The organism is Aurantimicrobium minutum (genome assembly GCF_029894165.1).
GTDB classification, from domain to species: domain Bacteria; phylum Actinomycetota; class Actinomycetes; order Actinomycetales; family Microbacteriaceae; genus Aurantimicrobium; species Aurantimicrobium minutum_A.
This window is the reverse complement of sequence record NZ_JARXXU010000001.1, coordinates 281,570-307,075: the sequence shown is the minus strand read 5'-3', so window position 1 is coordinate 307,075 and position 25,506 is coordinate 281,570. Positions and strand designations below refer to the sequence as shown.

At 56.7% G+C, this 25,506-nt stretch carries 30 protein-coding genes; 26 read left to right on the top strand and 4 right to left on the bottom strand.

The genetic code is table 11. From position 1 onward, the window contains the following. From M2119_RS01560 to M2119_RS01525, 8 genes are all read left to right on the top strand, one after another. A complete protein-coding gene (locus M2119_RS01560; protein ID WP_280803220.1) occupies positions 1 to 855 on the top strand; it encodes a metal ABC transporter permease in 855 nt (284 codons plus the stop codon). Next, positions 852 to 1,661 (top strand): metal ABC transporter permease, encoded by an 810-nt coding sequence (locus tag M2119_RS01555; protein ID WP_280803219.1) that lies wholly within the window; start codon positions 852 to 854, stop codon positions 1,659 to 1,661. Before M2119_RS01560 ends, M2119_RS01555 begins: the two co-directional genes overlap by 4 nt. Continuing rightward, on the top strand, positions 1,658 to 2,053 hold the full coding sequence (locus M2119_RS01550; protein ID WP_280803218.1) for a Fur family transcriptional regulator: 396 nt from the start codon (positions 1,658 to 1,660) through the stop codon (positions 2,051 to 2,053). The genes M2119_RS01555 and M2119_RS01550 overlap by 4 nt, the downstream gene beginning before the upstream one ends. 189 nt (positions 2,054 to 2,242) lie before the next feature. Next, the gene (gene rpmB, locus M2119_RS01545; protein ID WP_110234752.1) at positions 2,243 to 2,479 is read left to right on the top strand and encodes a 50S ribosomal protein L28; all 237 of its coding nucleotides are present in this window, start codon (positions 2,243 to 2,245) and stop codon (positions 2,477 to 2,479) included. Continuing rightward, positions 2,479 to 2,646: a 50S ribosomal protein L33 gene (rpmG, locus tag M2119_RS01540; protein WP_096382799.1), complete on the top strand. Its 168-nt coding sequence runs from the start codon at positions 2,479 to 2,481 to the stop codon at positions 2,644 to 2,646. Before rpmB ends, rpmG begins: the two co-directional genes overlap by 1 nt. Then, entirely contained in the window at positions 2,647 to 2,952 is a 306-nt protein-coding gene (gene rpsN, locus M2119_RS01535) for a 30S ribosomal protein S14 (protein WP_280803217.1), read from the top strand. A 244-nt stretch (positions 2,953 to 3,196) separates the two neighbouring features. Beyond that, the gene (locus M2119_RS01530) at positions 3,197 to 3,475 is read left to right on the top strand and encodes an HU family DNA-binding protein (RefSeq protein WP_280794712.1); all 279 of its coding nucleotides are present in this window, start codon (positions 3,197 to 3,199) and stop codon (positions 3,473 to 3,475) included. Positions 3,476 to 3,565: 90 nt separating this feature from the next. Continuing rightward, complete coding sequence (locus tag M2119_RS01525; protein ID WP_280803216.1) at positions 3,566 to 5,539, top strand: cytochrome c oxidase assembly protein; 1,974 nt, start codon at positions 3,566 to 3,568, stop codon at positions 5,537 to 5,539. Here M2119_RS01525 and M2119_RS01520 read toward each other — a convergent pair whose 3' ends face one another. Beyond that, complete coding sequence (locus M2119_RS01520) at positions 5,540 to 6,538, bottom strand: hypothetical protein (protein WP_280803215.1); 999 nt, start codon at positions 6,536 to 6,538, stop codon at positions 5,540 to 5,542. 66 nt (positions 6,539 to 6,604) lie between these two features. Between M2119_RS01520 and M2119_RS01515 the strand changes: the two genes are divergently transcribed. Genes M2119_RS01515 through dcd form a run of 3 tightly spaced genes read left to right on the top strand, consistent with a single transcriptional unit; the run spans position 6,605 to position 8,973 of the window. Beyond that, positions 6,605 to 7,900 (top strand): ATP-dependent DNA helicase, encoded by a 1,296-nt coding sequence (locus M2119_RS01515; RefSeq protein ID WP_280803214.1) that lies wholly within the window; start codon positions 6,605 to 6,607, stop codon positions 7,898 to 7,900. Between the two features lie 2 nt (positions 7,901 to 7,902). After that, positions 7,903 to 8,325 (top strand): thiol-disulfide oxidoreductase DCC family protein, encoded by a 423-nt coding sequence (locus tag M2119_RS01510; RefSeq protein WP_280803213.1) that lies wholly within the window; start codon positions 7,903 to 7,905, stop codon positions 8,323 to 8,325. A 42-nt stretch (positions 8,326 to 8,367) separates the two neighbouring features. Beyond that, the gene (gene dcd, locus M2119_RS01505; RefSeq protein ID WP_280803212.1) at positions 8,368 to 8,973 is read left to right on the top strand and encodes a dCTP deaminase; all 606 of its coding nucleotides are present in this window, start codon (positions 8,368 to 8,370) and stop codon (positions 8,971 to 8,973) included. A 38-nt stretch (positions 8,974 to 9,011) separates the two neighbouring features. On the opposite strand, the gene idi is transcribed toward dcd, so the two are convergent. Beyond that, positions 9,012 to 9,557, bottom strand: a complete 546-nt coding sequence (gene idi / locus M2119_RS01500; RefSeq protein WP_280803211.1) for an isopentenyl-diphosphate Delta-isomerase — start codon at positions 9,555 to 9,557, stop codon at positions 9,012 to 9,014. A 34-nt stretch (positions 9,558 to 9,591) separates the two neighbouring features. Here idi and M2119_RS01495 point away from each other — a divergent pair, with 34 nt between their 5' ends. Genes M2119_RS01495 through M2119_RS01470 form a run of 6 tightly spaced genes read left to right on the top strand, consistent with a single transcriptional unit; the run spans position 9,592 to position 14,701 of the window. After that, positions 9,592 to 10,662: a polyprenyl synthetase family protein gene (locus M2119_RS01495; RefSeq protein ID WP_280803209.1), complete on the top strand. Its 1,071-nt coding sequence runs from the start codon at positions 9,592 to 9,594 to the stop codon at positions 10,660 to 10,662. Further along, positions 10,659 to 11,573 (top strand): phytoene/squalene synthase family protein, encoded by a 915-nt coding sequence (locus tag M2119_RS01490; protein ID WP_280803208.1) that lies wholly within the window; start codon positions 10,659 to 10,661, stop codon positions 11,571 to 11,573. Before M2119_RS01495 ends, M2119_RS01490 begins: the two co-directional genes overlap by 4 nt. Next, positions 11,570 to 13,183, top strand: coding sequence for a phytoene desaturase family protein (gene crtI / locus M2119_RS01485; RefSeq protein WP_280803207.1), 1,614 nt, complete (start codon positions 11,570 to 11,572; stop codon positions 13,181 to 13,183). The genes M2119_RS01490 and crtI overlap by 4 nt, the downstream gene beginning before the upstream one ends. Positions 13,184 to 13,188: 5 nt before the next feature. Beyond that, positions 13,189 to 13,500, top strand: coding sequence for a lycopene cyclase domain-containing protein (locus tag M2119_RS01480; RefSeq protein ID WP_280803206.1), 312 nt, complete (start codon positions 13,189 to 13,191; stop codon positions 13,498 to 13,500). After that, the gene (locus M2119_RS01475; protein WP_280803205.1) at positions 13,497 to 13,823 is read left to right on the top strand and encodes a lycopene cyclase domain-containing protein; all 327 of its coding nucleotides are present in this window, start codon (positions 13,497 to 13,499) and stop codon (positions 13,821 to 13,823) included. The genes M2119_RS01480 and M2119_RS01475 overlap by 4 nt, the downstream gene beginning before the upstream one ends. Continuing rightward, positions 13,787 to 14,701, top strand: a complete 915-nt coding sequence (locus tag M2119_RS01470; protein WP_432418492.1) for a prenyltransferase — start codon at positions 13,787 to 13,789, stop codon at positions 14,699 to 14,701. The genes M2119_RS01475 and M2119_RS01470 overlap by 37 nt, the downstream gene beginning before the upstream one ends. A gap of 26 nt (positions 14,702 to 14,727) precedes the next feature. Here the strand turns inward: M2119_RS01470 and M2119_RS01465 are convergent, their stop codons facing one another. Next, positions 14,728 to 16,104 carry an MFS transporter gene (locus M2119_RS01465; protein ID WP_280803203.1) on the bottom strand — a complete coding sequence of 459 codons (1,377 nt, stop codon included), beginning with the start codon at positions 16,102 to 16,104 and terminating at the stop codon, positions 14,728 to 14,730. Between the two features lie 221 nt (positions 16,105 to 16,325). Here M2119_RS01465 and dnaK point away from each other — a divergent pair, with 221 nt between their 5' ends. The 9 genes from dnaK to M2119_RS01420 all read left to right on the top strand — a co-directional run bounded on the left by dnaK (position 16,326) and on the right by M2119_RS01420 (position 25,119). Then, positions 16,326 to 18,188 (top strand): molecular chaperone DnaK, encoded by a 1,863-nt coding sequence (dnaK, locus tag M2119_RS01460; protein WP_280803202.1) that lies wholly within the window; start codon positions 16,326 to 16,328, stop codon positions 18,186 to 18,188. A gap of 2 nt (positions 18,189 to 18,190) precedes the next feature. After that, positions 18,191 to 18,808 carry a nucleotide exchange factor GrpE gene (locus tag M2119_RS01455; RefSeq protein ID WP_280803201.1) on the top strand — a complete coding sequence of 206 codons (618 nt, stop codon included), beginning with the start codon at positions 18,191 to 18,193 and terminating at the stop codon, positions 18,806 to 18,808. Between the two features lie 30 nt (positions 18,809 to 18,838). Then, entirely contained in the window at positions 18,839 to 19,816 is a 978-nt protein-coding gene (locus tag M2119_RS01450; protein WP_280803200.1) for a DnaJ C-terminal domain-containing protein, read from the top strand. A gap of 26 nt (positions 19,817 to 19,842) precedes the next feature. Further along, entirely contained in the window at positions 19,843 to 20,259 is a 417-nt protein-coding gene (locus M2119_RS01445) for a heat shock protein transcriptional repressor HspR (protein ID WP_280803199.1), read from the top strand. Positions 20,260 to 20,365: 106 nt separating this feature from the next. Continuing rightward, on the top strand, positions 20,366 to 20,629 hold the full coding sequence (locus M2119_RS01440; protein ID WP_280803198.1) for a hypothetical protein: 264 nt from the start codon (positions 20,366 to 20,368) through the stop codon (positions 20,627 to 20,629). A 33-nt stretch (positions 20,630 to 20,662) separates the two neighbouring features. Further along, entirely contained in the window at positions 20,663 to 21,823 is a 1,161-nt protein-coding gene (locus M2119_RS01435; protein WP_280803197.1) for a class I SAM-dependent methyltransferase, read from the top strand. Between the two features lie 117 nt (positions 21,824 to 21,940). Beyond that, positions 21,941 to 24,142 carry an ATP-dependent Clp protease ATP-binding subunit gene (locus M2119_RS01430; RefSeq protein WP_280803196.1) on the top strand — a complete coding sequence of 734 codons (2,202 nt, stop codon included), beginning with the start codon at positions 21,941 to 21,943 and terminating at the stop codon, positions 24,140 to 24,142. 186 nt (positions 24,143 to 24,328) lie between these two features. Further along, the gene (locus M2119_RS01425) at positions 24,329 to 24,508 is read left to right on the top strand and encodes a hypothetical protein (protein WP_280803195.1); all 180 of its coding nucleotides are present in this window, start codon (positions 24,329 to 24,331) and stop codon (positions 24,506 to 24,508) included. A 5-nt stretch (positions 24,509 to 24,513) separates the two neighbouring features. Further along, positions 24,514 to 25,119 carry a hypothetical protein gene (locus tag M2119_RS01420; protein ID WP_280803194.1) on the top strand — a complete coding sequence of 202 codons (606 nt, stop codon included), beginning with the start codon at positions 24,514 to 24,516 and terminating at the stop codon, positions 25,117 to 25,119. A 19-nt stretch (positions 25,120 to 25,138) separates the two neighbouring features. Here the strand turns inward: M2119_RS01420 and M2119_RS01415 are convergent, their stop codons facing one another. Further along, the gene (locus tag M2119_RS01415) at positions 25,139 to 25,435 is read right to left on the bottom strand and encodes a helix-turn-helix domain-containing protein (protein WP_280803193.1); all 297 of its coding nucleotides are present in this window, start codon (positions 25,433 to 25,435) and stop codon (positions 25,139 to 25,141) included. Positions 25,436 to 25,506 lie beyond the last annotated feature (71 nt).

Below are 25,506 nucleotides of genomic sequence, written 5' to 3'. Positions count from 1 at the left end.
GTGAACTTCCTCGACGCCCTCACAACGGCTTTCGCGCTGCCCTTTATGGGCCGGGCGCTGATAGTGATGCTTGTGTTGAGCGTCGCCGCCGGTGTGATTGGTGTCTTTATTAATTTGCGGGGACTGGAGTTCCTGAGCGATGGACTCACCCACGCTGTTTTCCCTGGTCTCGCTGCGGGCTTTGTGCTCAGCGGACACAACGGCGTGCTTATTGGTGCCCTGATCGCGGCGGCGGCGGCCACGATTGTGCTCACCCTGATGAGCAATAACAAAGTGGCCTCAGATGCCACTACCGCAATTGTGTTGACTGCCATGTTCAGTATCGGTGTGATTATTGTCTCGGCCTCCTCAGGCCGTGCGGGTGGACTCGAACAGTTACTCTTCGGCCACCTCCTTACCGTGACCGATACGGAGGCCATCACAACAGTTGTTGTCTCACTGATAGCACTGGTCTTGGTGTTACTGACATTCCGACGTCAGGTCTTCCGTGCCTTCGATTCTGTGGCGAGCGCAGCAGCCGGCTATCGCCGTGTGGTGACTGAACTGGTATTGAACGTGGCCATCGCGTTGGTGATTGTCGCGGCATCTAACGCGGTAGGAAACCTGCTGGTGCTTGCTGTCCTCATCGTTCCGGGTGCACTCTCACGCCTTGTCAGTAACCGCCTGGGCGGATTGTTTGTGGTGGCAATCAGTGCGGGGTTGTTGGCGTCGTGGATTGGCCTTGCCGCTGGATTCAGTATTTCCGTCAACGGTGGTGTCGATGTCCCAGGCGGTGCCACGGTTGCTTTGACCTTTATCGCTCTGTATGCCATTGCGCTCATCGTTCGCGTGATTCGTAAGGGGGCCAACGCATGAGTTACTTTGACCGGGCCCTCGTTGTTATCGTTCTCGTCGGCGCGCTCGCTGGTTTAGCTGGAGTCTTTGTCGTCTTGCGGAAGAGAGTCTTGTTTGCGCAGGCACTGACACACGCCACGTTCCCGGGTGCCATCGTGGCAACCATTCTGGGGGCGAGCCTGCAGGTGGGCGCTCTGATTGCCTGTGTGAGTTTGGCCATCATCATGACGCTCCTGGGCCGCATTCGGGGCCAAGGTTCACAAGCTGCCTCGGGTGTCATGCTCACGGCAGGTTTTGCTGCCGGCGTGGTGTTGCAGGCTATGAACCCGAACATTCCTATTCAGCTGGATTCGTTCCTGTTTGGATCCATCCTTTCTGCCACGTGGACAGACGGACTTGTGGCGGGGGGTGCACTGCTACTGGTGGTGCTGGCTCTGCTGGTGTGGGGCAAGCAACTCGTATTCTTCCTTTTTGATGCAGAAGCCTTTGGTTCTACAGGAGCCAAGGTGTGGGTCATGGACGCTGTGCTTCTCCTCATCACGACACTGGCTGTGGTGGCAGCAATGCCGGCGGCTGGAGCAATCTTGGCTATCGCCCTGATTGCTGCACCGGCTGCCGCTGCCCGCTATTTCACGGACAAGCTGAGCGTCATGCTGTGGCTCTCCCCAGTCTTGGGTGTGATGTCTGGAGTCACCGGACTTTTCATCTCTCGCTGGTTCAGTGTGAGCGCGGGGGCCAGTATCGCTCTCGTGGCTGCTGCCATCTTCTTCATTGCGTGGGGTACCTTCACCATGCGTCGACCAGCCCTGATTGGAGCGGCAGCATGAAACGCAACACCTGGCAGCGGGAAGCAGTGAAGACTGCCTTGAGCGAGCGTGGTGACTTCGTCAGCGCGCAGCGCTTACATGCCGACCTCAAGCAGGCAGGTTCCACGATTGGCCTCGCCACGGTGTATCGAACCCTCACCGACCTCGTTTCAGCCGATGAAGCAGATGCACTGCAGTCACCCGACGGGGAGAACCTGTATCGGGCCTGCTCCAGTGAGGGGCATCACCACCATTTGATATGCCGCAACTGCGGACACACCGAAGAAATCAGCGCAGAAGCCGTTGAAGCTTGGGCAGCGACCGTTGCTGCAGAGCATGGATTCACACAACCTCGTCACGTGGTGGATGTTTTTGGGTTGTGCGCAACGTGCAGTGCAGCAACTTCGGCTTAATGGCGGGGGAGTCAGCCGTGCTCGGTTTGCTTAACGGACTTCTCTCCGCGTAAACTTGACCCTTGGCTGCGCGGAATTCCTCGCGTGAGCAGTGCACGTTCTCTCTCCCTTCGTGAGTTGGGGGTGTTCGTGTGCAGACAAGGAATCTTGGGCAAGACAATCCCGTCTTGCGGTATTAGGAGGATAGACATGGCTGCGACCTGTCAGGTGACCGGAGCCGTACCCGGCTTTGGGCACGCAATTTCACACTCGCACCGACGCACCAAGCGTCGTTTCGACCCCAACATTCAGAAGAAGACGTACTACGTACCCTCGCTTCGTCGTAATGTCACGCTGACTCTGTCGGCTAAGGGAATCAAGGTAATTGACGCACGTGGCATTGAGTCCGTCGTCAAGGACCTTCTCGCTCGTGGGGAGAAGATCTAATGGCTAAAGCACAGGACGTACGTCCCATCATCAAGCTGCGCTCGACTGCAGGCACTGGTTACACCTACGTGACTCGCAAGAACCGCCGCAACACCCCCGACCGTCTTGTACTCAAGAAGTACGACCCCGTAGTGCGTCAGCACGTTGAATTCCGTGAGGAGCGCTAAATGGCTAAGAAAAGCAAGATTGCTCGTAACGAGCAGCGCAAGGTAATCGTTGAGCGTTACGCAGCTAAGCGTCTCGAGATCAAGAAGGCACTCGTTGACCCCAACGGTACCGACGCATCTCGCGAAGAGGCTCGCGTAGCACTGCAGAAGCTTCCTCGTAACGCTTCTCCTATCCGCGTTCGTAGCCGCGATGCAATCGACGGCCGCCCCCGTGGTGTTCTCACCAAGTTCGGTATCTCTCGTGTACGTTTCCGCGAGATGGCTCACCGTGGCGAATTGCCCGGTATCACCAAGTCGAGCTGGTAATCCTCAAGGATTAGCTACTGGCCACGAACTCTCAAGTTCGTGGCCAGTACTGTTTTAAGGCCATTTCAAACCTTCAACCTTCACTCGAGGTGTTCTCGTGCCACGCCGGGACGAATTCCGCGTCAATTCAAGGAATCGCTGATACTTTTTCGAATGGTCATACCGACCAAACGAGACGGCCCTTGTGGCTCAACCGTTCCAAACACAGTGCTACCTCGGTAGCTCAACGTCCAGGAGGACACAAATGGCTCTCAACAAGTCTGAGGTTGTCGCAGCAGTTGCCGCTCACACCAACCTTTCGCAGGCAAACGTCAACGGCGTTATCGACGCACTGTTCGCAGTTGTTTCTGCAGAAGTTGCTCAGGGTGGAAAGGTAACCATCCCCGGCTTCATCTCCTTCGAGCGCACCAACCGTGCAGCTCGCACCGGTCGTAACCCTCAGACCGGCGCAACCATCCAGATCGCCGCTTCCAAGTCGGTCAAGGTCTCGGCTGGTTCGAAGCTCAAGGCTGCAGTCAAGTAGTCACGAGTTCACTCGCTTAAGTGGGTGCGGGCCTTCGGGCCTGCACCCACTGTGCAGTTAAGCCGGGCTCACTATCTCTAGGCTTGTAGTGTGCCTCGCCTGTTCAAGATTGCTACCCCAGCCCTCGCGGTGCTGGTGGCGTTCGGCGCACTTTTCCTCGCCCTTGAAATTGGCGGGGGTTTACGCTCTCCCGCCTTGGGTGATCCCGGGGTCTTCGTCCGGGTGGGATTACCTCTCGCCAAGCTGGCCGTTAATCTTTCTGCCGCAACGCTCATCGGTTCACTGGCTTTAGCGCTCTGGGCTTTCGCTTCGCGGGAACGTGCCTATATTCGCAGCATAGATATTGCGGCAGCTTCTGCACTCGTGCTGACAATTGCTTCTGCGATCACGGGCTTCCTCACTTTTCTTAATGTCAGTGTCACCCCGTTCTCGCTAGATGCCACCTTCGGCACTCAGCTCGGCTTCTTCTTCACCGAGATTGCACTCGGCCAAGCCTGGCTGATCACCACACTCTTGGCTGCGTTCGTGGCGGTGCTGTGTATAGCTGTGACGAATCAGACGGCACTCTTCTTTGTCGGACTGGCAGCGGTGGGAACCTTGGTTCCCATGGCGCTGCAGGGACACTCTGCAGGTGTCTCCGGTCACGCAATGGCCATCACCTCAATGGGTCTGCACCTCGTCTTCGTTTCGGTCTGGCTCGGGGGCGTGGTCACGCTGGTCTTACTGCGCGGCATTATTGAACCTGCTCGCCTGGCCACTATCGTGTCGCGATTCTCCACCCTGGCCATCATCGCTTTCGTGGTGGTGGCAGCCTCTGGTGTGGCCAACGCGATGCTTCGCATCGGCTCCGTCGACAAACTCTTCACCACTCCCTATGGCCAGCTCGTCCTGCTCAAGCTCGGGGCCATGGTGATCCTGGGTGCGTTCGGTTTTTGGCAGCGCGGTTATCTTGTCAAGCGCATGGCCGGTGCCGCAGCCCAGAAGGCTTTCTGGTGGTTTATTGCCATTGAGCTCGCTGTCATGGGAGCTGCTGCAGGTATTGCGGCAGGCCTTGCTCGCACCCCCACTCCCGAGGACGAGGTTCTCAATCAGAATCCCAGCCCGGCTGAGATTCTGACTGGTGAACCCTTGCCACCCGAGTTCACTTTTGACAAGTACTTCACTGTGTGGCGCATCGACCTGATCTGGCTGCTGATTTGTGCCTTCGGTATTTTCTTCTACCTGGTGGGCGTCTGGCGTCTGCACAAGCGCGGCGACAAGTGGCCGTGGTATCGCACCGTGCTCTGGGTGCTGGGACTGAGTCTGCTCTTTTACATCACCAACGGGGGCATCAACTCTTACGAGATGTATCTCTTCTCTGCACACATGGGTGCACACATGACCTTGGGCATGATGGTGCCGATTTTGTTGGTTCCCGGTGCTCCGGTCACCCTGGCGATGAGAGCAATAGCCAAGCGGCAAGACGAGAGTCGAGGTGGTCGTGAGTGGATCCTCAAGGCTGTCCACTCGGGTTATGCCAATGTCATTTCGCATCCGCTCTTCGCCACCGTGAACTTTGTCGGATCACTCTGGCTGTTCTATTACACGCCCATCTTCCGCTGGGCCACGAGTGACCACATTGGTCACGAGTGGATGATCGTGCACTTCTTGCTCGCCGGATATCTGTTCGTGCAGTCGTTAGTTGGAATCGACCCGGTCAAGACGAGATTCCCTTACCCTTTCCGCTTAGTTCAGCTCCTTGCCGCTATGACAGTGCACGCCTTCTTTGGTCTGGGCATTATGTCGAGTGAAAATCTGTTGCTGGCCGACTGGTTCGGGTCCATGGGTCGAACCTGGGGCTCTACTCCTCTAGAAGACCAGCAAGCAGGCGGGGCGATTGCGTGGAGCGTGGGAGAAATCCCCAACCTCATCTTGGCGTTAGTCATCGGTTTCCAGTGGAACAGATCAGACGCCAAGGAAGCCAAACGAACGGACCGGGAAGCAGATCGCACGGATGATGCAGAGCTCAAGGCCTATAACGAAATGCTGGCACGCCAAGCTGCCAGAGATTCACAACAGAAGTAGTTAGCGCAGCTCGATGGCGAGCTGACCATCTGCTGTGATGGTGATGAGAATGTTGAGAACGACCGGAACCTCTTCCTCCAGAGGAGAGATTGTTCCGTCATAGAGAGACTGCACTTCTCCGGTGACTTTGACCGTGCCGGTAGCGTTAACGACCTGCCAGGAACCATCTCGTGGTTCCACCGCAATGGGCGGGTAGGTGACAATTTCCCAGCTGGGCTCACCCACGATGCGGTTGCCTGTTTCATACCCGAAGGGGCATCCTGTGGGTTGCAACACGTGTTGTGTCACACATTCGTCAAGGTAGGTGTCGACCTCTTCTTGAACGCGTTGGTTGAATTTTTTGTTGGCTTGGACGTCGACGACGATTTCAGCCGTGTCACCCGGGCTCTCAATGTTGAGCGACTGTTTCGTGGCCGTCAGCCACTCTGAGTTGTGCGTAAAGATGTAGTTTCCGGGAGCAAAGAGTAGGAAGGTTCCTGTTCCTTCCCATCCGGTTGCTTCGCTGCCGGATGGTGTGGAACGCAGATCAATCTGGCCAGAATCTCCGACCGTGAATGACGCGTCATGCCAGACAGAAACTTTGGTGCGGGCAACTGGAAGCTCTGCGAAACCCCACGATTCAAAGATGCCGAATGTGTTGCCCAGCCGCGTCACAACAAACGTGCCGGTTGCGTTCTCGCCACCGACCAGGTAGCTGGCGGTGACGTTCGTGCGCTCGTTGGAGCCACTGACCTTCAGGATGCGAATGTCGGTGAGCTCGCCCATCGCTGAACCACGCAAAAGTGTGGTGTCTGCATCTGCCGGCAGCGCATCGCCCACACCAGGCATGGAGAGGGCAGACGCAGCATCGTGACGGGAAAGCGCATTGAGATACTGGGTGACAAAACCAGATGCACTAAACAGCGCGTGATTGATGCCGATGCCGACCAGAGTTGTGGCAATAAGCACCACTACGGAGGCCACGACAATGATGATGCGGTGGCGTCGGGTCAGCTTCACTCCCTCATCCTACAAAGTCGGCTGTGTGCTCCGGCTGTGAGGGTGGTGCGCCGGTAAACTTCGGGAGTGAACAAAGTCTCCTTATCTGCCCAGCAGCAGGAGGTCTTTAACCTCATTGAGGAAACTCGGGAACACGTCTTTATTACAGGTCGTGCTGGCACTGGGAAATCCACACTGCTGAACCATTTAGCGTTCACCACGGAAAAGACCATAGCCGTATGTGCGCCGACGGGGGTGGCCGCACTGAATGTCGGCGGCCAAACGATTCATTCTCTGTTCCGGCTTCCCACCGGACTGATCGGCTCATTGGATCTGAACCACGGTCCAGATCAGCGCAAGATTCTTAACGCCATCGACACTCTCGTCATTGATGAAGTTTCGATGGTCAATGCCGACATCATGGACGCCATTGACCGAGCTCTGCGCGAGGCGCGTCACCGGAAGAAGGAAAGTTTCGGGGGGGTGCAGGTCATCATGTTTGGTGACCCCTACCAACTCTCCCCCGTTCCACCCCGCACGCCGGAGGAGAAAGAGTATCTCCAGGCGCGTTATGCCTCAAACTGGTTCTTTGATGCTGCCATCTGGCAGGACACCCCGCTGCGCATTATTGAGCTGACCGAGATTCACCGTCAGCGTGACGATGCGTTCAAAGAAATGTTGAACGCAGTTCGTCACGGCACAGTCACCCCCACCCTGGGTGCGGCGCTCAACGCTGCCGGCAATCGTCCCGCGCCCGAGGGCGAAGACATCATCATTTTGGCCACCACCAATGCGCGGGTGAACGCGATCAACGCGGAGCAGCTGGCTAAGCTTCCGGGCAAGAAGAAGGTGGCCGCCGCAGATGTCAGCGGAGACTTCACGGCCAATGCTTTTCCCGCAGATGAAGACCTCGAGCTCAAGCTGGGTGCTCAGGTGATGTTCCTCCAAAACGACAGCGAAGGCCGCTGGGTCAACGGAACCGTGGGAACAGTCACCAAGATCACCGACACTGTATTCGTCACCGTGGCAGGTTCTGAATATGAAGTTCAGCCCGTCACATGGGAGCGTTACAAGTACTCCTACAAACAGAGCACGGATGAGCTCAGTCGTGACGTGGTCGCCGAGTTCACCCAGTTCCCGCTGCGTCTGGCCTGGGCTGTCACTATCCACAAAGCACAGGGTCAGACCTATGACCGCGCGCTGATCGATATGGGCTCGCGTGCATTTGCGCCCGGACAAACCTATGTGGCCCTGAGCCGCATCACCTCCCTGGAGGGCCTCTATCTGAGCAGGCCACTGCGCCCTTCAGATGTCATCGTGGATCCAGATGTGGAACGCTTCATGGGCCGGGTTGAATCCCTCGGCCAACCCCTCGAGGGATAGTCATGATTGTGCTTATCGACGGTGACTGCGCCCTCTGCGTTGGTCTGGTCGAGTGGTTGGGCCGTCGCATCCCCGCAGAGAAACTCACCCCCGAGTGCATCATTTTTGTGCCAGGAGAGTCTGACTGGGGAACAGTGCTTCTCGCAGAAGTAGGTGTCACGGCCTTTGATTCCGTGGTGGTGCTTAATAACGGTCATGTTCACCAAGAGGGAGACGCGGTGCTCGCGCTCTCCGACGTGCTTCCCAGGCGATGGAAGGTTCTTGCTGCACTGGGCAGAGGCGTTCCGCGGCCGTGGCGCGATGCACTGTATCGCTGGGTAGCCCGCAACAGGTTGAACTGGTTTGGCCGGAAAGAAGTCTGCCCGATTGATTCCCGGGTTGCGGCAGTAACCTATGGTCCTCGCGGCCTACTTCATCGCCCGTGAACATGCCCCAAAACCGCTGTTTTCCTCAGATAGGCTTAGAACATGCTTCTTTCTGACCGCGATATTCGTGCTGAACTCGAGGCAGGCCGCATTGGCCTGGACCCTTCAGCCGATGACATGATTCAGCCGTCCAGCGTTGACGTTCGCATCGACCGGTACTTCCGTCTGTTCGACAACCACAAGTACCCCTATATCGACCCAGCGGAAGACCAGCCAGACCTCACACGTCTGATCGAGGTTGACCCCAACGAAGCGTTCATTCTTCACCCCGGTGAGTTTGTTTTGGGCGCCACGTACGAACAGGTTTCACTGCCGGATGACGTCGCTGCTCGCCTCGAGGGTAAGAGCTCGCTCGGTCGCCTCGGTCTCGTGACACACTCCACCGCAGGGTTTATTGACCCTGGCTTCTCCGGCCACATCACCCTGGAACTTTCGAACATGGCCACCTTGCCCATCAAACTCTGGCCAGGGATGAAGATTGGCCAGCTCTGCTTCTTCAAGCTGACTTCACCTGCTGAGAAGCCCTATGGCTCGGCTGAGTACAAGTCCCGCTACCACGGTCAGCGTGGACCCACAGCCTCTCGCTCATTCTTGAACTTCCACCGCACGGATGTCAGTGCAACGGATGCTGGAGCAATCGGCGGCTAGACCACACCACAAAAGAGGCCTCCGGGCCTCTTTTGTCGTTAACCGGCAGGGTTGAGAAAGCCCGCGATGGCCAGGCGGGGCAGCTGCATCGTGAGCCAGGGGCTGAAGGCGAACTCCGCTTGTTCTACGGCCGATAACAATGCCTGTGGTTCAGCCCACTGATATTCAGCCACCTCAGCGGGGTTGGGCGCAGGCTCTGAGGCCGCAATCGCAATGAACACGGGGCAGATTTCATTTTCGACAATGCCGGAAGCATCCACCGCGCGATAGCGGAAATCAGGAAGTGCACTGGTCACAGACGTCAGGGTGAGGCCGAGCTCTTGTTCCGCTCGGCGGTGGATGGCTTCCACGAAGTCCTCGCCAGGTCCGGGGTGTCCGCAGAATGAGTTTGTCCAGACCCCAGGCCAGGTCTTTTTTTCCAGTGCGCGGCGGGTAACAAGTATCTGTCCGTCTGCATTGAAAACGTGGCAGGAGAATGCAAGGTGGAGGGCAGTGTCCTCAGTGTGAACCGTGGCTTTCTCTGCTGTGCCAATGGCGTCGCCATCGTTCGACAGCAACACAACAAGTTCAGGGGATTCACCCATGTTTTGCACCTGTTATCTCGGTTAGTCTGGAGGGGTGAGCCTTTCCAGCCAAGAAGCCGAAACGACGCGCCATCTCGCGCTCGTCGAAGAGGTTTTGGAGCGCTTCTTTAGCCTATCCACTCAACGGGCTGCGACCCTCGCGCCCGCCTATGAGTCGCTCTGGAAAACTTTGCGTTCTAACACCACCGGCGGCAAGCGTTTCCGTCCACAAATGGTGATGACGGCGTACACCGCATTGGGTGGTTCCGACCTTCGTTCGGCCGCGAATGTGGGTGCGTCCTTTGAACTTTTGCACACCGCTCTGATCGTGCATGACGATGTCGTGGATCGGGACTTTGTCCGCCGGGGTATTCCTAACGTTTCGGGGAGCTACCGGGATGTGGCACAAACAGCTGGGTTGGCACTTCCGACAGCTGAACATCGGGGCATGTCTGTGGCGGTCATCGCCGGTGACCTCGCCTTGACCGGTTCGTTCCGGTTGATGGAGCGGGCATCCGCCAACCCTGAGGTTCGTGACGCCCTGGTTGAGCTGCTGGATCGTGCTGTGTTTGACTCCGCCGCTGGTGAACTCATCGACGTGGACTTCTCCCTCTACACCGGCATGCCGAGCATCGAAGAGATCGTCCAAATGGAACGCCTCAAGACGGCGGTGTATTCGTTCGAGGCGCCACTGCAAGCAGGTGCCCTGCTTGCCGGCGCCACTCACGATGTCATTGCGGCCTTGGGAGAATTCGGTCGCAACATCGGCATTGCCTATCAAATCGTGGACGACCTGCTGGGGGTCTTCGGAAGTGAAGAGTCCACGGGCAAAACCACTCTCGGTGATCTGCGCGAAGGAAAACGTACTGCGCTCATTGCCTTCGCCTCACAGACCAGCGAATGGTCCTCAATTTCTCATCTGGTCGGTGACAGCGCACTCTCAGATAGTGAAGCTGCCACGGTCCGTGACGTGCTCGAACGCACTGGTGCCAAGAAGTTCACGCAGAAACTAGCCTCCGATTACGCCGACGAAGCTGTGGCGGCACTCCACAGTTCGGGCATCCCACAGAAGCTCATTGATCAGCTCACCCCGCTTGTTTCGGCCGTCGTGGATCGAGTCCGATGAGTCACGACAAGCTCATTCAAGATGCTTCGGTGCCGGTGAGTGAACAAACCACGCGCCAGAGTGCGCTCTATGACCGCGTCTCGGAGCAGACCGCGAGCATGATCATTCGCGAGTATTCCACCTCGTTCGGTCTTGCTGCTCGACTCCTGGGTAAAGACGTTCGTCAGGACGTGGAGAACATCTACGGTTTGGTTCGCTTGGCCGATGAAATCGTGGACGGGGTTGCTGCGTATGCAGGGATTAACGAAAAAGAAATTCGTCGCCTGCTCGATGAACTCGAGGCAGAAACAGAAGCTGCCATGCTGCGGGGTTACAGCACCAACCTCGTGGTGCACGCATTCGCCTTGACGGCACGCCGTACTGGAATTCCAGTTGAGCTCACCCGACCCTTCTTCGAGTCCATGCGGGTGGATATCACTCGCGTGACGCACACCCCGGAGAGCTTTGATCTCTACGTTTATGGATCAGCAGAAGTTGTCGGCCTCATGTGTTTACGCGCATTTCTGCGCGGGGTGCCGGTCACTGCGGAGCAGGATGCACGGTTTGTGCACGGTGCCCGGAAACTCGGCGCCGCTTTCCAAAAAGTGAACTTCTTGCGCGACCTCAGCGCGGATGTTGATGCGCTGGGCCGCAGCTATTTCCCCGGCATCAATATTGCGACGTTTACCGAAGATGACAAGATGCGCTTGGTGGCAGATATTGATGCCGACCTCGCCGTCTCGGCCGCCATCGTGCCCGAGCTGCCCCGCACCAGCCGCAAAGCTGTGGCCCTAGCCCAAAACCTTTTTGCTGAACTCAACCGCAGGATTGAACGAACCCCTGCCTCCGAGCTCAAGCACACCCGCGTGAGCGTGCCGACAATCGTCAAGGCACGCCTCGCTCTTGCAGCACTGATGGGAAAAACCTCATGACCCAGTCCATTGTCATTATCGGTGGCGGCATCGCCGGCCTGGCTTCCGCTGCCCTGCTTGCCCGAGATGGCTATCAGGTCACCCTGCTGGAGAAGCACAAAGAAGTTGGCGGCCGTGCCGGAAGCTGGGAGAAGGACGGGTTCCGTTTCGACACCGGCCCCTCCTGGTATCTCATGCCCGAAGTATTCGATCACTTCTTCAAGCTCATGGGCACGTCCAGTGATGAACAACTCAAGCTCTCGAAGCTCAACCCCGGCTACCGCGTGCTGTTCGAAGATGACGGTGTCTATCCTGCCCGCCCCATCGATGTTGCTGATAACCGCGAAGGCAACCTGGAGTTGTTCGAGCAGATTGAGCCTGGTTCTCGACCTGCCATGGAACGGTACCTTGACTCCGCCAAAGACACCTATGAGATGGCAAAGAAGCGCTTTCTCTACACCAGCTTTGAAAAGTTTGGTCCCCTCGTGCGCGCCGATGTTCTGCGCCGTACCCCCAAGCTGACCAAACTGCTGCAGGAGTCTCTGCACAAGTTTGCGTCCCGTCACGTGAGCGATCCGCGGCTGCAGCAGATTCTTGGATACCCCGCGGTATTCCTGGGTTCGAGCCCCTTCATCACTCCGTCGATGTATCACCTCATGAGCTACCTCGACCTCGAAGATGGCGTTCTCTACGCCCAGGGCGGCTTCAACCGGGTGATTGAAAGCATCCGCGATATTGCCGTTGCTGAAGGGGTAGACCTCATTACCGAGGCCAACGTGTCCAAGATTCTGACCACGGTGAACCCTGCCGGCCACAAGGCCAAAGCGAAAGCCGCCGGTGTCGAATACACCAAGGGGAAGTCGACCAAGACAACCACGCTCGCTGCCGATATTGTCGTCTCCGCCGCAGACCTGCACTTCACCGAGACCCAGCTTCTTCCAGAAAACTTGCAGACCTACGGCGAACGCTACTGGGACAAGAAGACGTCGGGTCCTTCAGCCGTGCTGGTCTACCTGGGCGTCAAGGGCGAAGTTCCCGAGCTCGAACACCACACCCTGTTGTTCACTAATGACTGGAACGACAACTTTGGCAAGATCTTCAACGAGCCCACCTCAGTTCCAGACCCTGCGTCGATCTATGTCTGCAAGCCCAGCGCCACGGATAAGGATGTGGCCCCGCAAGGCGACACCAACCTCTTCGTTCTCGTTCCCGTTCCTGCAGATGTGTCTATCGGCAAGGGCGGTATCGATGGTAAGGGAAGCAAGCAGGTTGAAGCCGTCGCCGACAGTGTGATTGAACAGATTGCCACCTGGGCAGGGGTTCCTGATTTGGCCCAGCGCATCATTGTGCGTCGCACGGTGGGCCCACAAGACTTCGCCACCGACCTCAACTCCTGGAAGGGCGGTGCCCTGGGACCCAGCCACATCCTGAGTCAGAGTGCCTTCTTCCGTTCGGGCAATGTTTCCAAGAAGGTGGACGGCCTGTTCTACACCGGTGGAACGACCATCCCGGGCATCGGGTTGCCCATGTGTTTGATCAGTGCGGAAATCCTGGTCAAGCGCCTGCGCGGAGACACCACCACGGAGCCTTTGCCCGAGCCGCTCTTCCCTACGGTCGATAAGACCGCCTAGTTCTCATGGGCTTTCTCTATCTCGCCGCATTGCTGGTGTCCCTCACCGGCATGGTGGTGCTGGATAGACGGTTCCGCCTGTTCTTTTGGCAGGATGCCCGCCGGGCAACTGTGGTGTTGACCACGGGCATTGTGTTTTTTCTGATCTGGGATCTTGCCGGAATTAACCTCGGGGTGTTCTTCCGTGGAGCTGGACAGTGGATGACCGGCATTCAGCTGGCCCCTGAGCTTCCGCTCGAGGAAGTGTTCTTCCTTACCCTGCTCAGTTATATGACCATGAACGTCTTTGCGGCGCTAAGCAAGGCGGTGGCCAGGTGACCTACGCCCTGCTCAACACCGTATTTCTCGGCCTAGCCTTGTGGTTCATGGTGATCGCTTATGTGGTCGCCGCTCGCCGAGGAGCCAACGTGGGCACGCGGATATATAAAATCCTCGCGCTGACACTTCTGGTCATGCTTATCACGACGGCCATCTTTGACAACGTCATTATTGGGGTGGGCCTGGTGGCCTATGACCCCAGCACCCTGCTGGGTGTCTTCATCGGGAACGCACCCGTGGAAGACTTTGCATACACCGTCGCCGGTGTCATGATTCTGCCGGCGCTGTGGATTCTGTTAGGCACACGAAAGGAGAAGAAGTGAATACTCTGACACAGCTCTTCGTTTCTTCTCGCCCCCTGTCGTGGATTAACACCGCATTCCCGTTTGCGGCGGCCTATCTGATGACCACGCGTGAAGTGGATCTCACATTCATTCTGGGCACCCTCTTCTTTCTCATTCCTTACAACCTCGCCATGTATGGCATCAACGATGTCTTCGACTACGAGTCAGACATGCGCAATCCCCGGAAGGGTGGTGTGGAGGGCGCGGTCCTTGACCGCAGTCTCCACACCATAACCTTGTGGGCTGTGGTGATCACGAACGTCCCCTTCCTGATCTATCTGGTTGCTGTGGGCAACCCGTTGTCCTGGCTTGTGCTTGCCGTGAGCATGTTTGCCGTGCTGGCATATTCCATGAAGGGTCTGCGCTTTAAGGAGATTCCGTTCCTGGACTCCCTCACCAGCAGCACACACTTTGTCAGCCCTGCACTCTACGGAGCGGTTCTTGCCGGGGCAGTGTTTACCCCTGGACTGTGGCTGATTCTGGCTGCCTTCTTCCTCTGGGGCATGGCCTCTCACGCCTTCGGCGCTGTGCAAGATATTCAGGCAGACCGGGAAGGTGAGCTTTCCTCGATCGCGACGGTCATTGGTGCCGCGAATACGTCTCGCTTTGCATTGGCGTGCTACGCGCTCGCCGGCGTACTCATTCTTTCCGGTGCGTTCTTTACCGAACCCACGTGGCCGTTCTGGGTGGCCTCCGTCACTGCTGTTCCCTACATCCTCATGGTCTGGCCATTTAGAAACCTGAGTGATGCCAACTGTGAACAAGCAAATCGAGGCTGGAAGAAGTTCTTGGGCATTAATTTTTTTGCGGGCTTTGTTGTGACGATGCTCATAATCGTCACGTGGCTCAATAGCTAACACCCACGTGGCGGGGGTTAGCCCCGTTAGCGGATGAACTTGGCACGCAAGGGAATCATGAGCAGCAGTCCTGCGAGCAGTACCACCACGATGCCAAGGATGCCGAAGTAGGTCGCCCCGCCCCAGAGCACGAAGAGTGCAAAAAGTGTGGGAGCAAGGAAGCTAATGGCTCGACCGGTTGTGGCATAGAGCCCAAAGATCTCACCTTCGTGGCCTTCGGGGGCGAGGTGACCGAGGTAGGCGCGGCTCGATGCTTGGGCTGGTCCCACGAAGAACGTGAGCATGAGTCCCCCAATCCAGAAAGCATTTGCCCCACCGTCGTGGAAGATGAACAGGCCAATGCCGGTGAGGACAAGCCCTGCTAGCGAGATCACGATGACACGTTTGGAGCCGATCTTGTCATCGATCCAGCCGGAGAACAGCACCCCAATGCCGGCAACAAGGTTGCCGCCAATAGCAAAGAGGATCACTTCCGTGAAGCTCAGACCAAAGACGGTGCCGGCCAGGATTCCACCGAATGCGAACACAGCAGCGAGGCCGTCTCGGAAGACCGCGCTGGCGAGCAGGAAGTAGAACGTGGGTCGAGCGTTTCGGTAGAGATCGGTGATCTTGCGAAACAAGATTGTGTAGGACTCGATAATGCCGGCTTTCTTGCCGGGCGCGCTGGCCACGTTTTCGGGAACGTTGAACAGCACGGGCAGAGAGAACACGAGCGCCCACATTGCGCCAAACACGGCCACGGCACGGATATTCATTCCGCCCTCAGTTGTCACGCCAAACCAATAAGGGGGATCTCCAAAGATGAATCCGACCAAGGCGATGAGAAGCACCACGATGCCACCGAAGTAGCCCATGCCCCAGCCGAAGCCCGAGACGCGGCCCATGTTTGTGGGTGTGGAGACCTGAAGCAACATGGCGTTGTAATTGACGTTGGCCATCTCATAGAACACGTTGCCGATGGTCAGCAGCACAATGCCCAGGACAAAGAACTGCGGGGTTCCTTCGACAAAGAACATGGCAGCCGTGGCAGCAATGACGATCCCTGTGTTGATGCCGAGCCACAGCTTGCGCTTGCCGCCAGCATCCGTGCGCTGACCCACGATGGGCGCGACGACGGCGACAATAACGCCAGCGATAGCCATAGCCCAGCCCACCCAGCTGGTGAGATTGGCCTCGGCAGCCTGGAAGTTGGTCAGAGCTGTGCCGGTGGCCACACCCTCGCCACCGGCAGCTTCGTAGTTTGCGACGATCTCGGGATCGATGAAATAGCTCGAGACGATATAGCGAGCAAAGACAAATGTTGTAATGAGCACACTGAATGCGGAGGTGCCCCAGTCCCAGAGCGCCCAGGAGATGACTTGTCTGCGAGGAATTTTCACGTCTGCCTGAGCTGCGGTGGTCATGAGCTCAGAGTACTCCGCGCCTGTGTTCGCAGGGAATATCTGCGGTAAATAACGGGAAAACAAAAACTTGAGTCGAGAAAGCTCAAGATTTGCTGTGAACGCTTGACGAGCACCTCGCCTCGTGGCAAACTTGATACATCAGGACTCAAGTCTTGAGCAGACTTCGAAACAAACCACAACTTCCGGCCACAAGCCGGGGAGAAACAAGGAGATAAACACATATGTCACGTGCAGTAGGCATTGACCTCGGAACCACCAACTCGGTAGTTGCCGTACTCGAAGGTGGCGAGCCCACCGTCATCGCAAACGCAGAAGGCTTCCGCACTACCCCCTCGGTAGTCGCCTTCACCAAGGACGGCGAAGTACTCGTGGGCGAGCCCGCCAAGCGCCAGGCCGTCACCAACGTTGACCGCACCATTGCGTCGGTCAAGCGTCATATCGGTACCGACTGGACCGTCGCAATCGACGACAAGAAGTACACCCCACAGGAAATTTCTGCTCGTATTCTGGGCAAGCTCAAGCGCGATGCAGAGACCTACCTCGGTGACACCGTCACCGACGCGGTCATCACTGTTCCTGCGTACTTCAACGATGCTGAGCGTCAGGCAACTAAGGATGCCGGCGAGATCGCAGGTCTCAACGTTCTGCGTATTATCAACGAGCCCACCGCAGCTGCTCTGGCCTACGGTCTCGACAAGGGTAAGGAAGACGAGCTCATCCTCGTCTTCGACCTCGGTGGTGGAACCTTCGACGTGTCCCTGCTCGAAGTGGGCAAGGATGACGACTTCTCGACTATTCAGGTTCGCTCGACCTCCGGCGACAACCGCCTCGGTGGTGACGACTGGGATCAGCGCATCGTGGAGCACTTGATCAAGAAGTTCAAGGAAACCACCGGTGTGGATGTCTCTAAGGACAAGATTGCACTCCAGCGTCTGAAGGAAGCTGCCGAGCAGGCGAAGAAGGAGCTCAGCTCCTCCATGAGCACCAGCATTCAGCTGCCGTACCTTTCCCTCACCGAGAATGGCCCAGCCAACCTCGATGAAACTCTCACCCGGGCACAGTTCGAGTCGATGACCGAAGACCTCATCGCTCGCACCAAGAAGCCTTTCGAGGATGTCATCAAGGAAGCCGGCGTCAAGGTGGGCGACATCGCTCATGTTGTTCTCGTCGGTGGTTCGACCCGTATGCCCGCAGTGGCTGAACTGGTCAAGAGCCTCACCGGTGGTAAGGAAGCAAACAAGACCGTCAACCCTGACGAAGTTGTTGCTGTGGGCGCTGCCCTCCAGGCTGGTGTTCTCCGTGGAGAGCGCAAGGATGTTCTGCTCATCGACGTCACCCCACTGAGCCTCGGTATCGAGACCAAGGGTGGCATGATGACCAAGCTCATCGAGCGCAACACCGCGATCCCCACCAAGAGGTCCGAGACCTTCACCACTGCTGACGACAACCAGCCCTCGGTATCTATCCAGGTATTCCAGGGCGAGCGTGAATTCACTCGTGACAACAAGTCACTGGGTAACTTCGAGCTCAGCGGTATCGCACCAGCACCTCGTGGAGTTCCACAGGTTGAGGTCACCTTCGACATCGACGCCAACGGTATTGTGCACGTGTCCGCTAAGGACAAGGGCACCGGTAAGGAACAGTCGATGACCATCACCGGTGGATCATCACTGCCCAAGGAAGACATCGAGCGCATGGTACGCGAAGCTGAAGAGCACGCAGCCGAGGACAAGGCACGTCGTGAGTCTGCAGAGACCCGCAACGGTGCTGAGCAGCTCGCCTACTCGATCGACAAGTTGATCAAAGAGAACGAGGACAAGCTTCCTGAGGACGTCAAGACCGAGGTTCAGGCCGACGTTGACGAGCTCAAGACTGCTCTTGCAGGCGAGGATGACGCAGCAGTGAAGACTGCCTACGACAAGCTTGTCGAAAGCCAGAGCAAGCTCGGCGAAGCCATCTACGCAGCCGGCCAGGCTGAAGCTAGCGCCGAAGGTGCTGCCGAAGGCGACGCCGCATCGGATGAAGATGTTGTGGACGCTGAAGTTGTCGAAGACGACGAGGCAGAAGACAAGGACGCTAAGTAAGCATGTCTAACCAGAACGAGAACCCAGTAGAGGAGCCCCTGAACGGGGGCTCCTCCGCCGGGGACGCCACCGAATCTGGCGAAAACGCCGGGTTTGTTGAAGACCCTGGTTATGACGCTGAAGGCATCTCTTTAGAAGATGCTGACGTGGAGACATCACTGTCTGACACAGATCTTTCTTTCCTCGAAGAGGCAGAGAATGATCTGGCAGCGGAGCGTCTGGCGGACCTGCAACGTGTCACCGCTGAATATGCGAACTACCGCAAGCGCACCGAAGCAAACCGAGAAATCGAACGTGAACGTGTGATCAGCGACACCGTGAAGATTCTTCTTCCCGTGCTCGATGACATCGACCGTGCAGAAAAGCACGGCGACCTGGCGGAGGGCTCTGCCCTGGCCGCCATCGCCGGCAAGCTGCGTGGGGTAACCGAACGTTTAGGCCTTGTTGCCTATGGCGCCGCTGGTGAGGCATTCGACCCCAACCAGCACGAAGCAATCCTGCAGCAGCCCACTCCTGATGCCACCAGTGAAACCATTCTTGACGTTGTCGAGACCGGGTACATGCTGGGCACGACCCAGGTGCGCGCAGCAAAGGTTGTCGTTGCAGTACCAGCAGACTAATTTCCGAAACAATTAAGAAAGGGGGCGCATATGGCCAGTCAAGATTGGTTCGATAAAGACTTTTATAAAGTCCTCGGCGTCTCCAAGGACGTCTCGGAAGCTGAACTGAAGAAGGTCTACCGCAAGCTTGCGCGCGAGTATCACCCGGACTCGAACCAGGGCAATGCGAAAGCAGAAGCCAAGTTCAAGGAAATCTCTGAGGCCTACTCTGTGCTCTCCGATAAGGAACAGCGCGCAGAGTATGACCAGATCCGGGCCATGGGTTCGGGTGCCCGCTTCACCGCGGGTGGCCCCCAGGGCGGCTTCAATGACGCCTTCAGTGGTTTCGGCCGCGGCGGCGGACAGCAGTACACCTTCCAGCAGGGCGGCGGCTTCGAAGATATCCTTGGCGGAATGTTCGGCGGCGGCGGACGCTTCGGTCAACCTTCCGGCGGATACCAAGGATTTGGCGGACCCCAGAAGGGCCAAGACCTGGTTTCCTCGGTCACCATCGACTTCTTTGAAGCGTTCCATGGCGAGACCCTCGAGCTCACCACCAGTGAGGGTCGCACCGTCAAGGTGAAGATACCCGCCGGTGTCGCGGACGCTCAGAAGATTCGTCTGCGTGGCAAGGGCTACCCCAGCCCCGACGGCGGTGAAGCGGGCGACATCGTTCTCACAGTAAAGGTGCGCAAGCACCCGATCTTTGAACGTGATTCTCTCAACATCAAGGTCAACGTCCCGGTCACCTTCGCGGAGGCGGCATTAGGCGCCACGATCGAAGTCCCTACTCCTGATGGCGAGAACGTGAAGCTCAAGGTTGCCCCGGGCACTCCGAGCGGACGTTCCCTGCGCGTCAAGGGTCGTGGCATCAAGACCGCGAAGGGCACCGGTGACTTGCTTGCCGTTATTCAGATCGCTGTTCCCTCACACCTTGATCCTGCCGCCAAGGAAGCGCTAGAGAAGTTCGCAGAGGTTGCACCTCAGGACAACCCTCGCGCAGACTTGTTGTCACAGGGCAAGCGCTAACCCGCCACGAGAACGAAGGAAGAAGTATGGACGAGAACCAGCCCATCTTCACCATCTCGATGGCCGCAGAGCTGGCGGGGATGCACCCCCAGACACTGCGACAGTATGACCGCATCGGCCTGGTTCAACCAGGCCGAACAGCGGGTCAATCTCGCCGCTATTCCATGCGGAATGTTGCCCAGCTTCGTGAAGTGGCTCGGCTCAGCGCAGAGGGGCTTTCCCTCGAGGGCATTCGCCGGGTGCTCGAATTAGAGAACCAGAACGATGCTCTGCGCGAGCGGGTGCGCGAACTTGAAGCCGCTTTTGCGGATGCCCTCCTGAGCCAGCCTGGCCGCCGCGTCTTCGCCGCGGGAACCGCGGGAGACGTGGAAAGTTTGCGTGCGGGAACACGAGCCAGGCGCCGCACAGACGTTGTGGTGTGGCATCCCTTCGGACGTAACTAATCGTCCACAGGTCCCTTTTTGTAGACATATCCTCATAAAACAGCTGACCATTCGAAACCTGCCACAATCATTGGCACCCTCGTGAGAATCAAGCCACAATAAGAGCGTGATTACATTGAATGAACCGCAGATATGGGCAGTGATTGGTGTTTTTGCCACTGCTCTTTTTGGGATGCTTGGTTTCGTTCTGACATCGATTCAACGAACAATCAAAACAGAAATTGGCTCTGTTCGAACAGAGCTAGGTTCAGAAATTGGTTCATTGAGGAACGAAATGGGCGTTCGTTTTGACTCGCTCTCTAGCAGCATTGATCACCTCGACCGTGATGTTCAGTTCTTGATGAAGCGTGAGCTCGAGGACCGCCCTTAGTCTTCTCCCCGCACTGCTCGCTATCCTCAAGGGGTGAGCACTTTCCCCTTCGACGAACTGCGACGGTGGCCGGATCTCGAATCACCTGAACTTGTTGCCGTTGATGCAGCGGACAGGATTCTCCTCTCAGAGCTCAAGGAAGCCATTGATCGGGATCCCACTCTTCTGCACAGCCCACTAACTGTCATTGGTGATACTCACGGTGCTCTCACCCTAGGTGCTCTCGCGGCACTCGGGTTTAGCCAGGTTAAGGTTCATCAAGATGCCCGTTCGGGAGAACGCGCACTCGAAAATAATGCTCGTCAGCTCACCGCATTTCTCCCTGAGGAGTCATCATTTCAACATCTGCCGTTGTCGGCGGAATTGGTGGAGGGCGCCCATCTTGTGATCTTGCGGTTGCCGCGGGGGCTTGAACAACTTGATCAGTGGGCGGCTCTCATTGCATCTCATGCTGCCGAGGACGTTCTGGTTTTCGGGGGTGGGCGCATTAAGCACATGACCCTGGGAATGAATGACGTTTTCGGCAGCTACTTTGAAACCGTCGAGGCAAGTTTGGCCGAACAGAAATCACGTGTGCTGCGCGCCCGCGGACCAAAGAAAGCTGTTGCCCTGGAGGCGCTGACCCAGTGGCCTAAATCCCAGCACCACCCTGATCTGGATCTAGTGGTGTGTGCAGAGGGTGGGGCATTCGCAGGAACCTCAATTGATATCGGGACCTACGATCTCCTCGCGGTGCTAGACCGAGTCTCGGGGCAGCAGGGCATGCGCATCATTGACTTCGGGTGTGGCACGGGTGTGCTCGCCACACAGATAGCAAAACTACGTCCCTCAGCGACGGTGATCGCGAGCGATCAGTCCGCCGCCGCGGTGGAGTCGGCGAAGGCAACTATCGTGGCCAACGGCGTGAGTGACAGAGTGAGTGTCCTTCGGGATGATGGGCTGTCGGCACAGCCCGATTCTTCTGCAGATCTCATTCTGTTCAACCCGCCGTTCCACTCGGGTGCTGCCGTGCATGCAGGCACCAGCCTGCGCCTCTTTGCGGAAGCCGGTCGGGTGCTCAAGAGCGGCGGAGAGCTCTGGGTCGTGGCCAATCGCCACCTCAGTTACAAGCCCGCTCTGCGCAAGCTAGTGGGTGAAACACGGGAAGTTCGCAGGACTCCCAAGTTCACGGTTACACGCTCCATCAAGGCATAGTTCACAGCTTTCTCTCAGCCTCCACACCCTAGATATTCTGTGTGCTCTCAGGTAAACTTGAGTCATCACCGCTCAACTTTGTTGGGTGGTGAAATCCACACAAGGAGATAGAACAACATGCAACAAGAGCCGCACGAAGAACAACAGAGCGCGCTCGAGCTTTACGGTGTCAACCTCACCGAAATTGCAAAGAGCGGCAAGCTCGACCCCGTTATCGGCCGCGATGCGGAAATTCGTCGAGTCAGCCAGGTGCTCACTCGTCGCACCAAGAACAACCCCGTCCTGATCGGTGAACCAGGCGTGGGAAAGACAGCCGTCGTGGAAGGACTCGCCCAGCGCATCGTCGCCGGTGACGTCGCCGACAGCCTCAAAGGAAAACAACTCGTCTCCCTTGACATCTCTGCTCTTATTGCAGGGGCAAAGTATCGAGGCGAATTCGAAGAACGCCTCAAGGCCGTTCTCAAAGAAATCAATGACTCTGATGGTCAGATCATCACCTTCATCGACGAACTCCACACCCTGATGGGTGCGGGAGGCGGCGAAGGTTCTGTCGCCGCAGCCAACATGCTCAAGCCCATGCTCGCCCGTGGTGAGCTGCGCCTGATCGGTGCCACCACACTCGATGAATACCGAGAGTTCATTGAAAAGGATGCTGCGCTGGAGCGCCGCTTCCAGCAAGTGTTTGTCGGAGAGCCCAGTGTTGAAGACACTGTGGCGATCCTGCGTGGATTGAAAGAACGCTACGAAGCACATCACAAGGTGGCCATTGCAGACAACGCCCTCGTTGCTGCCGCAGCACTGTCCAACCGTTACATCACCAACCGTCAGCTGCCCGATAAGGCCATTGACCTGATCGATGAAGCAGCAAGCCGGTTGCGCATGGAAATTGACTCGGCTCCGGTCGAAATTGATGAACTGCGCCGCAGCGTTGACCGCCTCAAGCTGGAAGAGCTTGCTCTGAAGAAAGAGAAGGATGACGCCTCGAAGGCACGTTTGGTCAAGCTTCGTGAAGATATGGCCGAACGGTCTGCTCGCTTGGCTGCACTCGAAGAGCGGTGGGAACTCGAACGTTCCGCGCTCAACCGGGTGGGTGAACTGAAGACCAAACTCGATGCTGCCCGTATCCAGGCTGAGCGTGCTCAGCGCGAAGGACAGCTCGAACAAGCTAGCCGTTTGCTCTATGCAGAGATTCCTGAGCTCGAGCGTCAGCTTGCAGCTGCAGAATCTGCAGAACAAAACAGTGATGCAGAACGCATGGTTAACGACCAAGTCACCAGTGACGACATTGCGTCGGTTATTGCAGCTTGGACGGGTATTCCCGTGGACCGTTTGACCAAGGGTGAAACCGAGAAACTGCTCAACCTAGAAGGTGAGATTGGTCGCCGTCTGATCGGACAGAAGAAGGCTGTGCAGGCGGTGTCTGAATCCGTTCGACGTTCGCGGGCAGGAATCTCAGATCCTGATCGACCCACCGGATCATTTCTGTTCTTAGGGCCGACTGGTGTGGGAAAGACGGAGCTAGCTAAGGCGCTCGCGGAGTATCTCTTCGATGACGAGAAGGCCATGATTCGTATCGACATGAGCGAATACGGGGAGAAATTCTCCGTCTCACGTCTGGTGGGTGCTCCTCCGGGATATGTCGGATATGAGGCAGGCGGTCAGCTCACGGAAGCAGTACGTCGACGTCCTTACTCGGTTGTCCTCCTCGACGAAGTTGAAAAGGCACACCCCGAAGTGTTTGACGTCTTACTTCAGGTCCTTGATGACGGTCGCCTGACCGATGGTCAGGGTCGCACCGTCGACTTCCGTAACGTGATTTTGATTCTCACCTCGAACCTGGGTTCGCAGTATCTGGTTGACCCTGAACTGAGCTGGGATGAGAAGGAACGCCTCGTCAACGAGACGGTTCGTCAAGCCTTCAAGCCAGAGTTCGTGAACCGCCTCGATGACATCGTGGTGTTCTCGGCGCTGAGCCAAGAGGATCTGGGCCAAATTGTCGAGCTCTACATCGATCGCCTGCAGAAGCGACTGTCGGAACGTCGACTTGAGCTTGCCGTTACACCTCAGGCTCGCACCTGGTTGGCAGAGCGCGGATACGATCCCATATATGGGGCACGCCCATTACGCCGCCTGATGCAGCACGAAATCGATGACCGCCTCGCTAGCGCGATCCTCAACGGATCTATTCGTGACGGGGATGTTGTTCGTGTTGATCTCCAGGGTGACGAACTCACCGTGGCCTCTTCAGCACACCCTGTTTTCGATGCCGGGGATGAAGATCCCTTCATCGAAGCAGAGCTCATGGAAGACGAAGGCTAATTGTCTTGAGGTAACGTGTGTACAACCCGCTGGGAGTGTTGTCTCCCGGCTGAGAACCCGGCCGATAGGCCGGGTTCTTGTTTGCAGACTGTGGAAAAGAAAATGCTGATTCACAGGAAAGTGTGTAAAAATAAGAAACCGGTGGCTTGTCCGCCCTTTTCGCCAAACATTACAGAGGGAGTAACGATGGCATTCACAGCCCTTGATAGCCCATACATTCTGAGTGATGAAAGCGCGAAAGAATTACTAGCTATGGAGCAAGAAGGCAGCGCACCTGTTTCTTCGATAGGTTTCGTCTCACGTGCCGCAGATACCGCGCGTTTGGCGGAAATTGCAGCCAGTTTGGCTGAGCGCAAGTTCGCGTAGTTTCAATGAATCGCTCCACTCAAGAGCGGCTTGAATATGATGTTTTCTCGCTGCATTCTGTTGCAGCACCTGAGTACTCAGTAATACGTCAATTAGTTCTAGATTCACTAGGTCGGTTCGAGTGCGCAAAATCGCCACACCTTGAAAATTTTGCAAGAAATTCAGTTTTGAAATATGAACAAAATGGAAATAGCAGAACCTATGTCCTCGTAACTTTTTCCGATTCAGGGGATCTTGACGTCGCTGCTTTTTTCACCGTCGGCATGGCATCTTTGGATTTCTCAAAGCTGAGCAACTCAGCAAAAAAGAAATTAATGGGAGACGTTTCAAAAGAAGTTTCTGGAGCATATGCAATTGCAGAGCTTGCCCGTTCTGACAGGTATACCTCTTCAGAATTGCCCGGAAGCATGATTTTGGATGAAGCCAAAAAAGTCGTATTTGACGCTCACAAATACGTGGGCGGTCGACTTGTGGTTGTAGATACTCAGCAGGTAATTTTTGACACTTTATATAAATCTGCTGGATTTAGACGTTTACACATCACGAAGCCCCCTAAAGGCATGGAAGATAAAGACTTCATCACTGCCGGCTGTTTAGTACGAGACTGGTAAACGCCAAATCGCGCAGAAGTTAAATTTGCTGTCTGGCTCGAATGAGTTCGCCCGCAGTGAGTTTGTGTGGACGAGATGTCACCATTTCACCGCTTAGTCCAGCAATGAGAACCCCAGGATCGACTTCAATAACGCTTGCAATGCGTAACAACGTATGAAGGCTTGGGTTTGCTAGTCCGCGTTCAATTTTGCCGTAGTTAGAAACATGCATCGCAGCTAAATGGGCCACATCCTCCTGGCTTAGCTCAAGACTTTCACGTCGTTCACGTAGCCGTTCACCAAGAGCCTTAGCCGCGGCTGACGTGAAGATATCCATGCCTCTAGCGTTCCTGCATGAGGTAAGTTTAACCAGAGCTTAAAAACCTGAGGCTTAAACGCTCTAAGTTT

What these genes read in the sequence shown, in the direction of transcription:
- M2119_RS01555 (WP_280803219.1), top strand. Translation starts at nt 852, where the DNA reads ATGAGTTACTTTGACCGGGCCCTCGTTGTTATCGTTCTCGTCGGCGCG.
- M2119_RS01550 (WP_280803218.1), top strand. Translation starts at nt 1,658, where the DNA reads ATGAAACGCAACACCTGGCAGCGGGAAGCAGTGAAGACTGCCTTGAGC.
- rpmB (WP_110234752.1), top strand. Translation starts at nt 2,243, where the DNA reads ATGGCTGCGACCTGTCAGGTGACCGGAGCCGTACCCGGCTTTGGGCAC.
- rpmG (WP_096382799.1), top strand. Translation starts at nt 2,479, where the DNA reads ATGGCTAAAGCACAGGACGTACGTCCCATCATCAAGCTGCGCTCGACT.
- rpsN (WP_280803217.1), top strand. Translation starts at nt 2,647, where the DNA reads ATGGCTAAGAAAAGCAAGATTGCTCGTAACGAGCAGCGCAAGGTAATC.
- M2119_RS01530 (WP_280794712.1), top strand. Translation starts at nt 3,197, where the DNA reads ATGGCTCTCAACAAGTCTGAGGTTGTCGCAGCAGTTGCCGCTCACACC.
- M2119_RS01510 (WP_280803213.1), top strand. Translation starts at nt 7,903, where the DNA reads ATGATTGTGCTTATCGACGGTGACTGCGCCCTCTGCGTTGGTCTGGTC.
- dcd (WP_280803212.1), top strand. Translation starts at nt 8,368, where the DNA reads ATGCTTCTTTCTGACCGCGATATTCGTGCTGAACTCGAGGCAGGCCGC.
- idi (WP_280803211.1), bottom strand. Translation starts at nt 9,557, where the DNA reads ATGGGTGAATCCCCTGAACTTGTTGTGTTGCTGTCGAACGATGGCGAC.
- M2119_RS01490 (WP_280803208.1), top strand. Translation starts at nt 10,659, where the DNA reads ATGAGTCACGACAAGCTCATTCAAGATGCTTCGGTGCCGGTGAGTGAA.
- crtI (WP_280803207.1), top strand. Translation starts at nt 11,570, where the DNA reads ATGACCCAGTCCATTGTCATTATCGGTGGCGGCATCGCCGGCCTGGCT.
- M2119_RS01480 (WP_280803206.1), top strand. Translation starts at nt 13,189, where the DNA reads ATGGGCTTTCTCTATCTCGCCGCATTGCTGGTGTCCCTCACCGGCATG.
- M2119_RS01465 (WP_280803203.1), bottom strand. Translation starts at nt 16,104, where the DNA reads ATGACCACCGCAGCTCAGGCAGACGTGAAAATTCCTCGCAGACAAGTC.
- dnaK (WP_280803202.1), top strand. Translation starts at nt 16,326, where the DNA reads ATGTCACGTGCAGTAGGCATTGACCTCGGAACCACCAACTCGGTAGTT.
- M2119_RS01455 (WP_280803201.1), top strand. Translation starts at nt 18,191, where the DNA reads ATGTCTAACCAGAACGAGAACCCAGTAGAGGAGCCCCTGAACGGGGGC.
- M2119_RS01450 (WP_280803200.1), top strand. Translation starts at nt 18,839, where the DNA reads ATGGCCAGTCAAGATTGGTTCGATAAAGACTTTTATAAAGTCCTCGGC.
- M2119_RS01445 (WP_280803199.1), top strand. Translation starts at nt 19,843, where the DNA reads ATGGACGAGAACCAGCCCATCTTCACCATCTCGATGGCCGCAGAGCTG.
- M2119_RS01430 (WP_280803196.1), top strand. Translation starts at nt 21,941, where the DNA reads ATGCAACAAGAGCCGCACGAAGAACAACAGAGCGCGCTCGAGCTTTAC.
- M2119_RS01425 (WP_280803195.1), top strand. Translation starts at nt 24,329, where the DNA reads ATGGCATTCACAGCCCTTGATAGCCCATACATTCTGAGTGATGAAAGC.
- M2119_RS01420 (WP_280803194.1), top strand. Translation starts at nt 24,514, where the DNA reads ATGAATCGCTCCACTCAAGAGCGGCTTGAATATGATGTTTTCTCGCTG.
- M2119_RS01415 (WP_280803193.1), bottom strand. Translation starts at nt 25,435, where the DNA reads ATGGATATCTTCACGTCAGCCGCGGCTAAGGCTCTTGGTGAACGGCTA.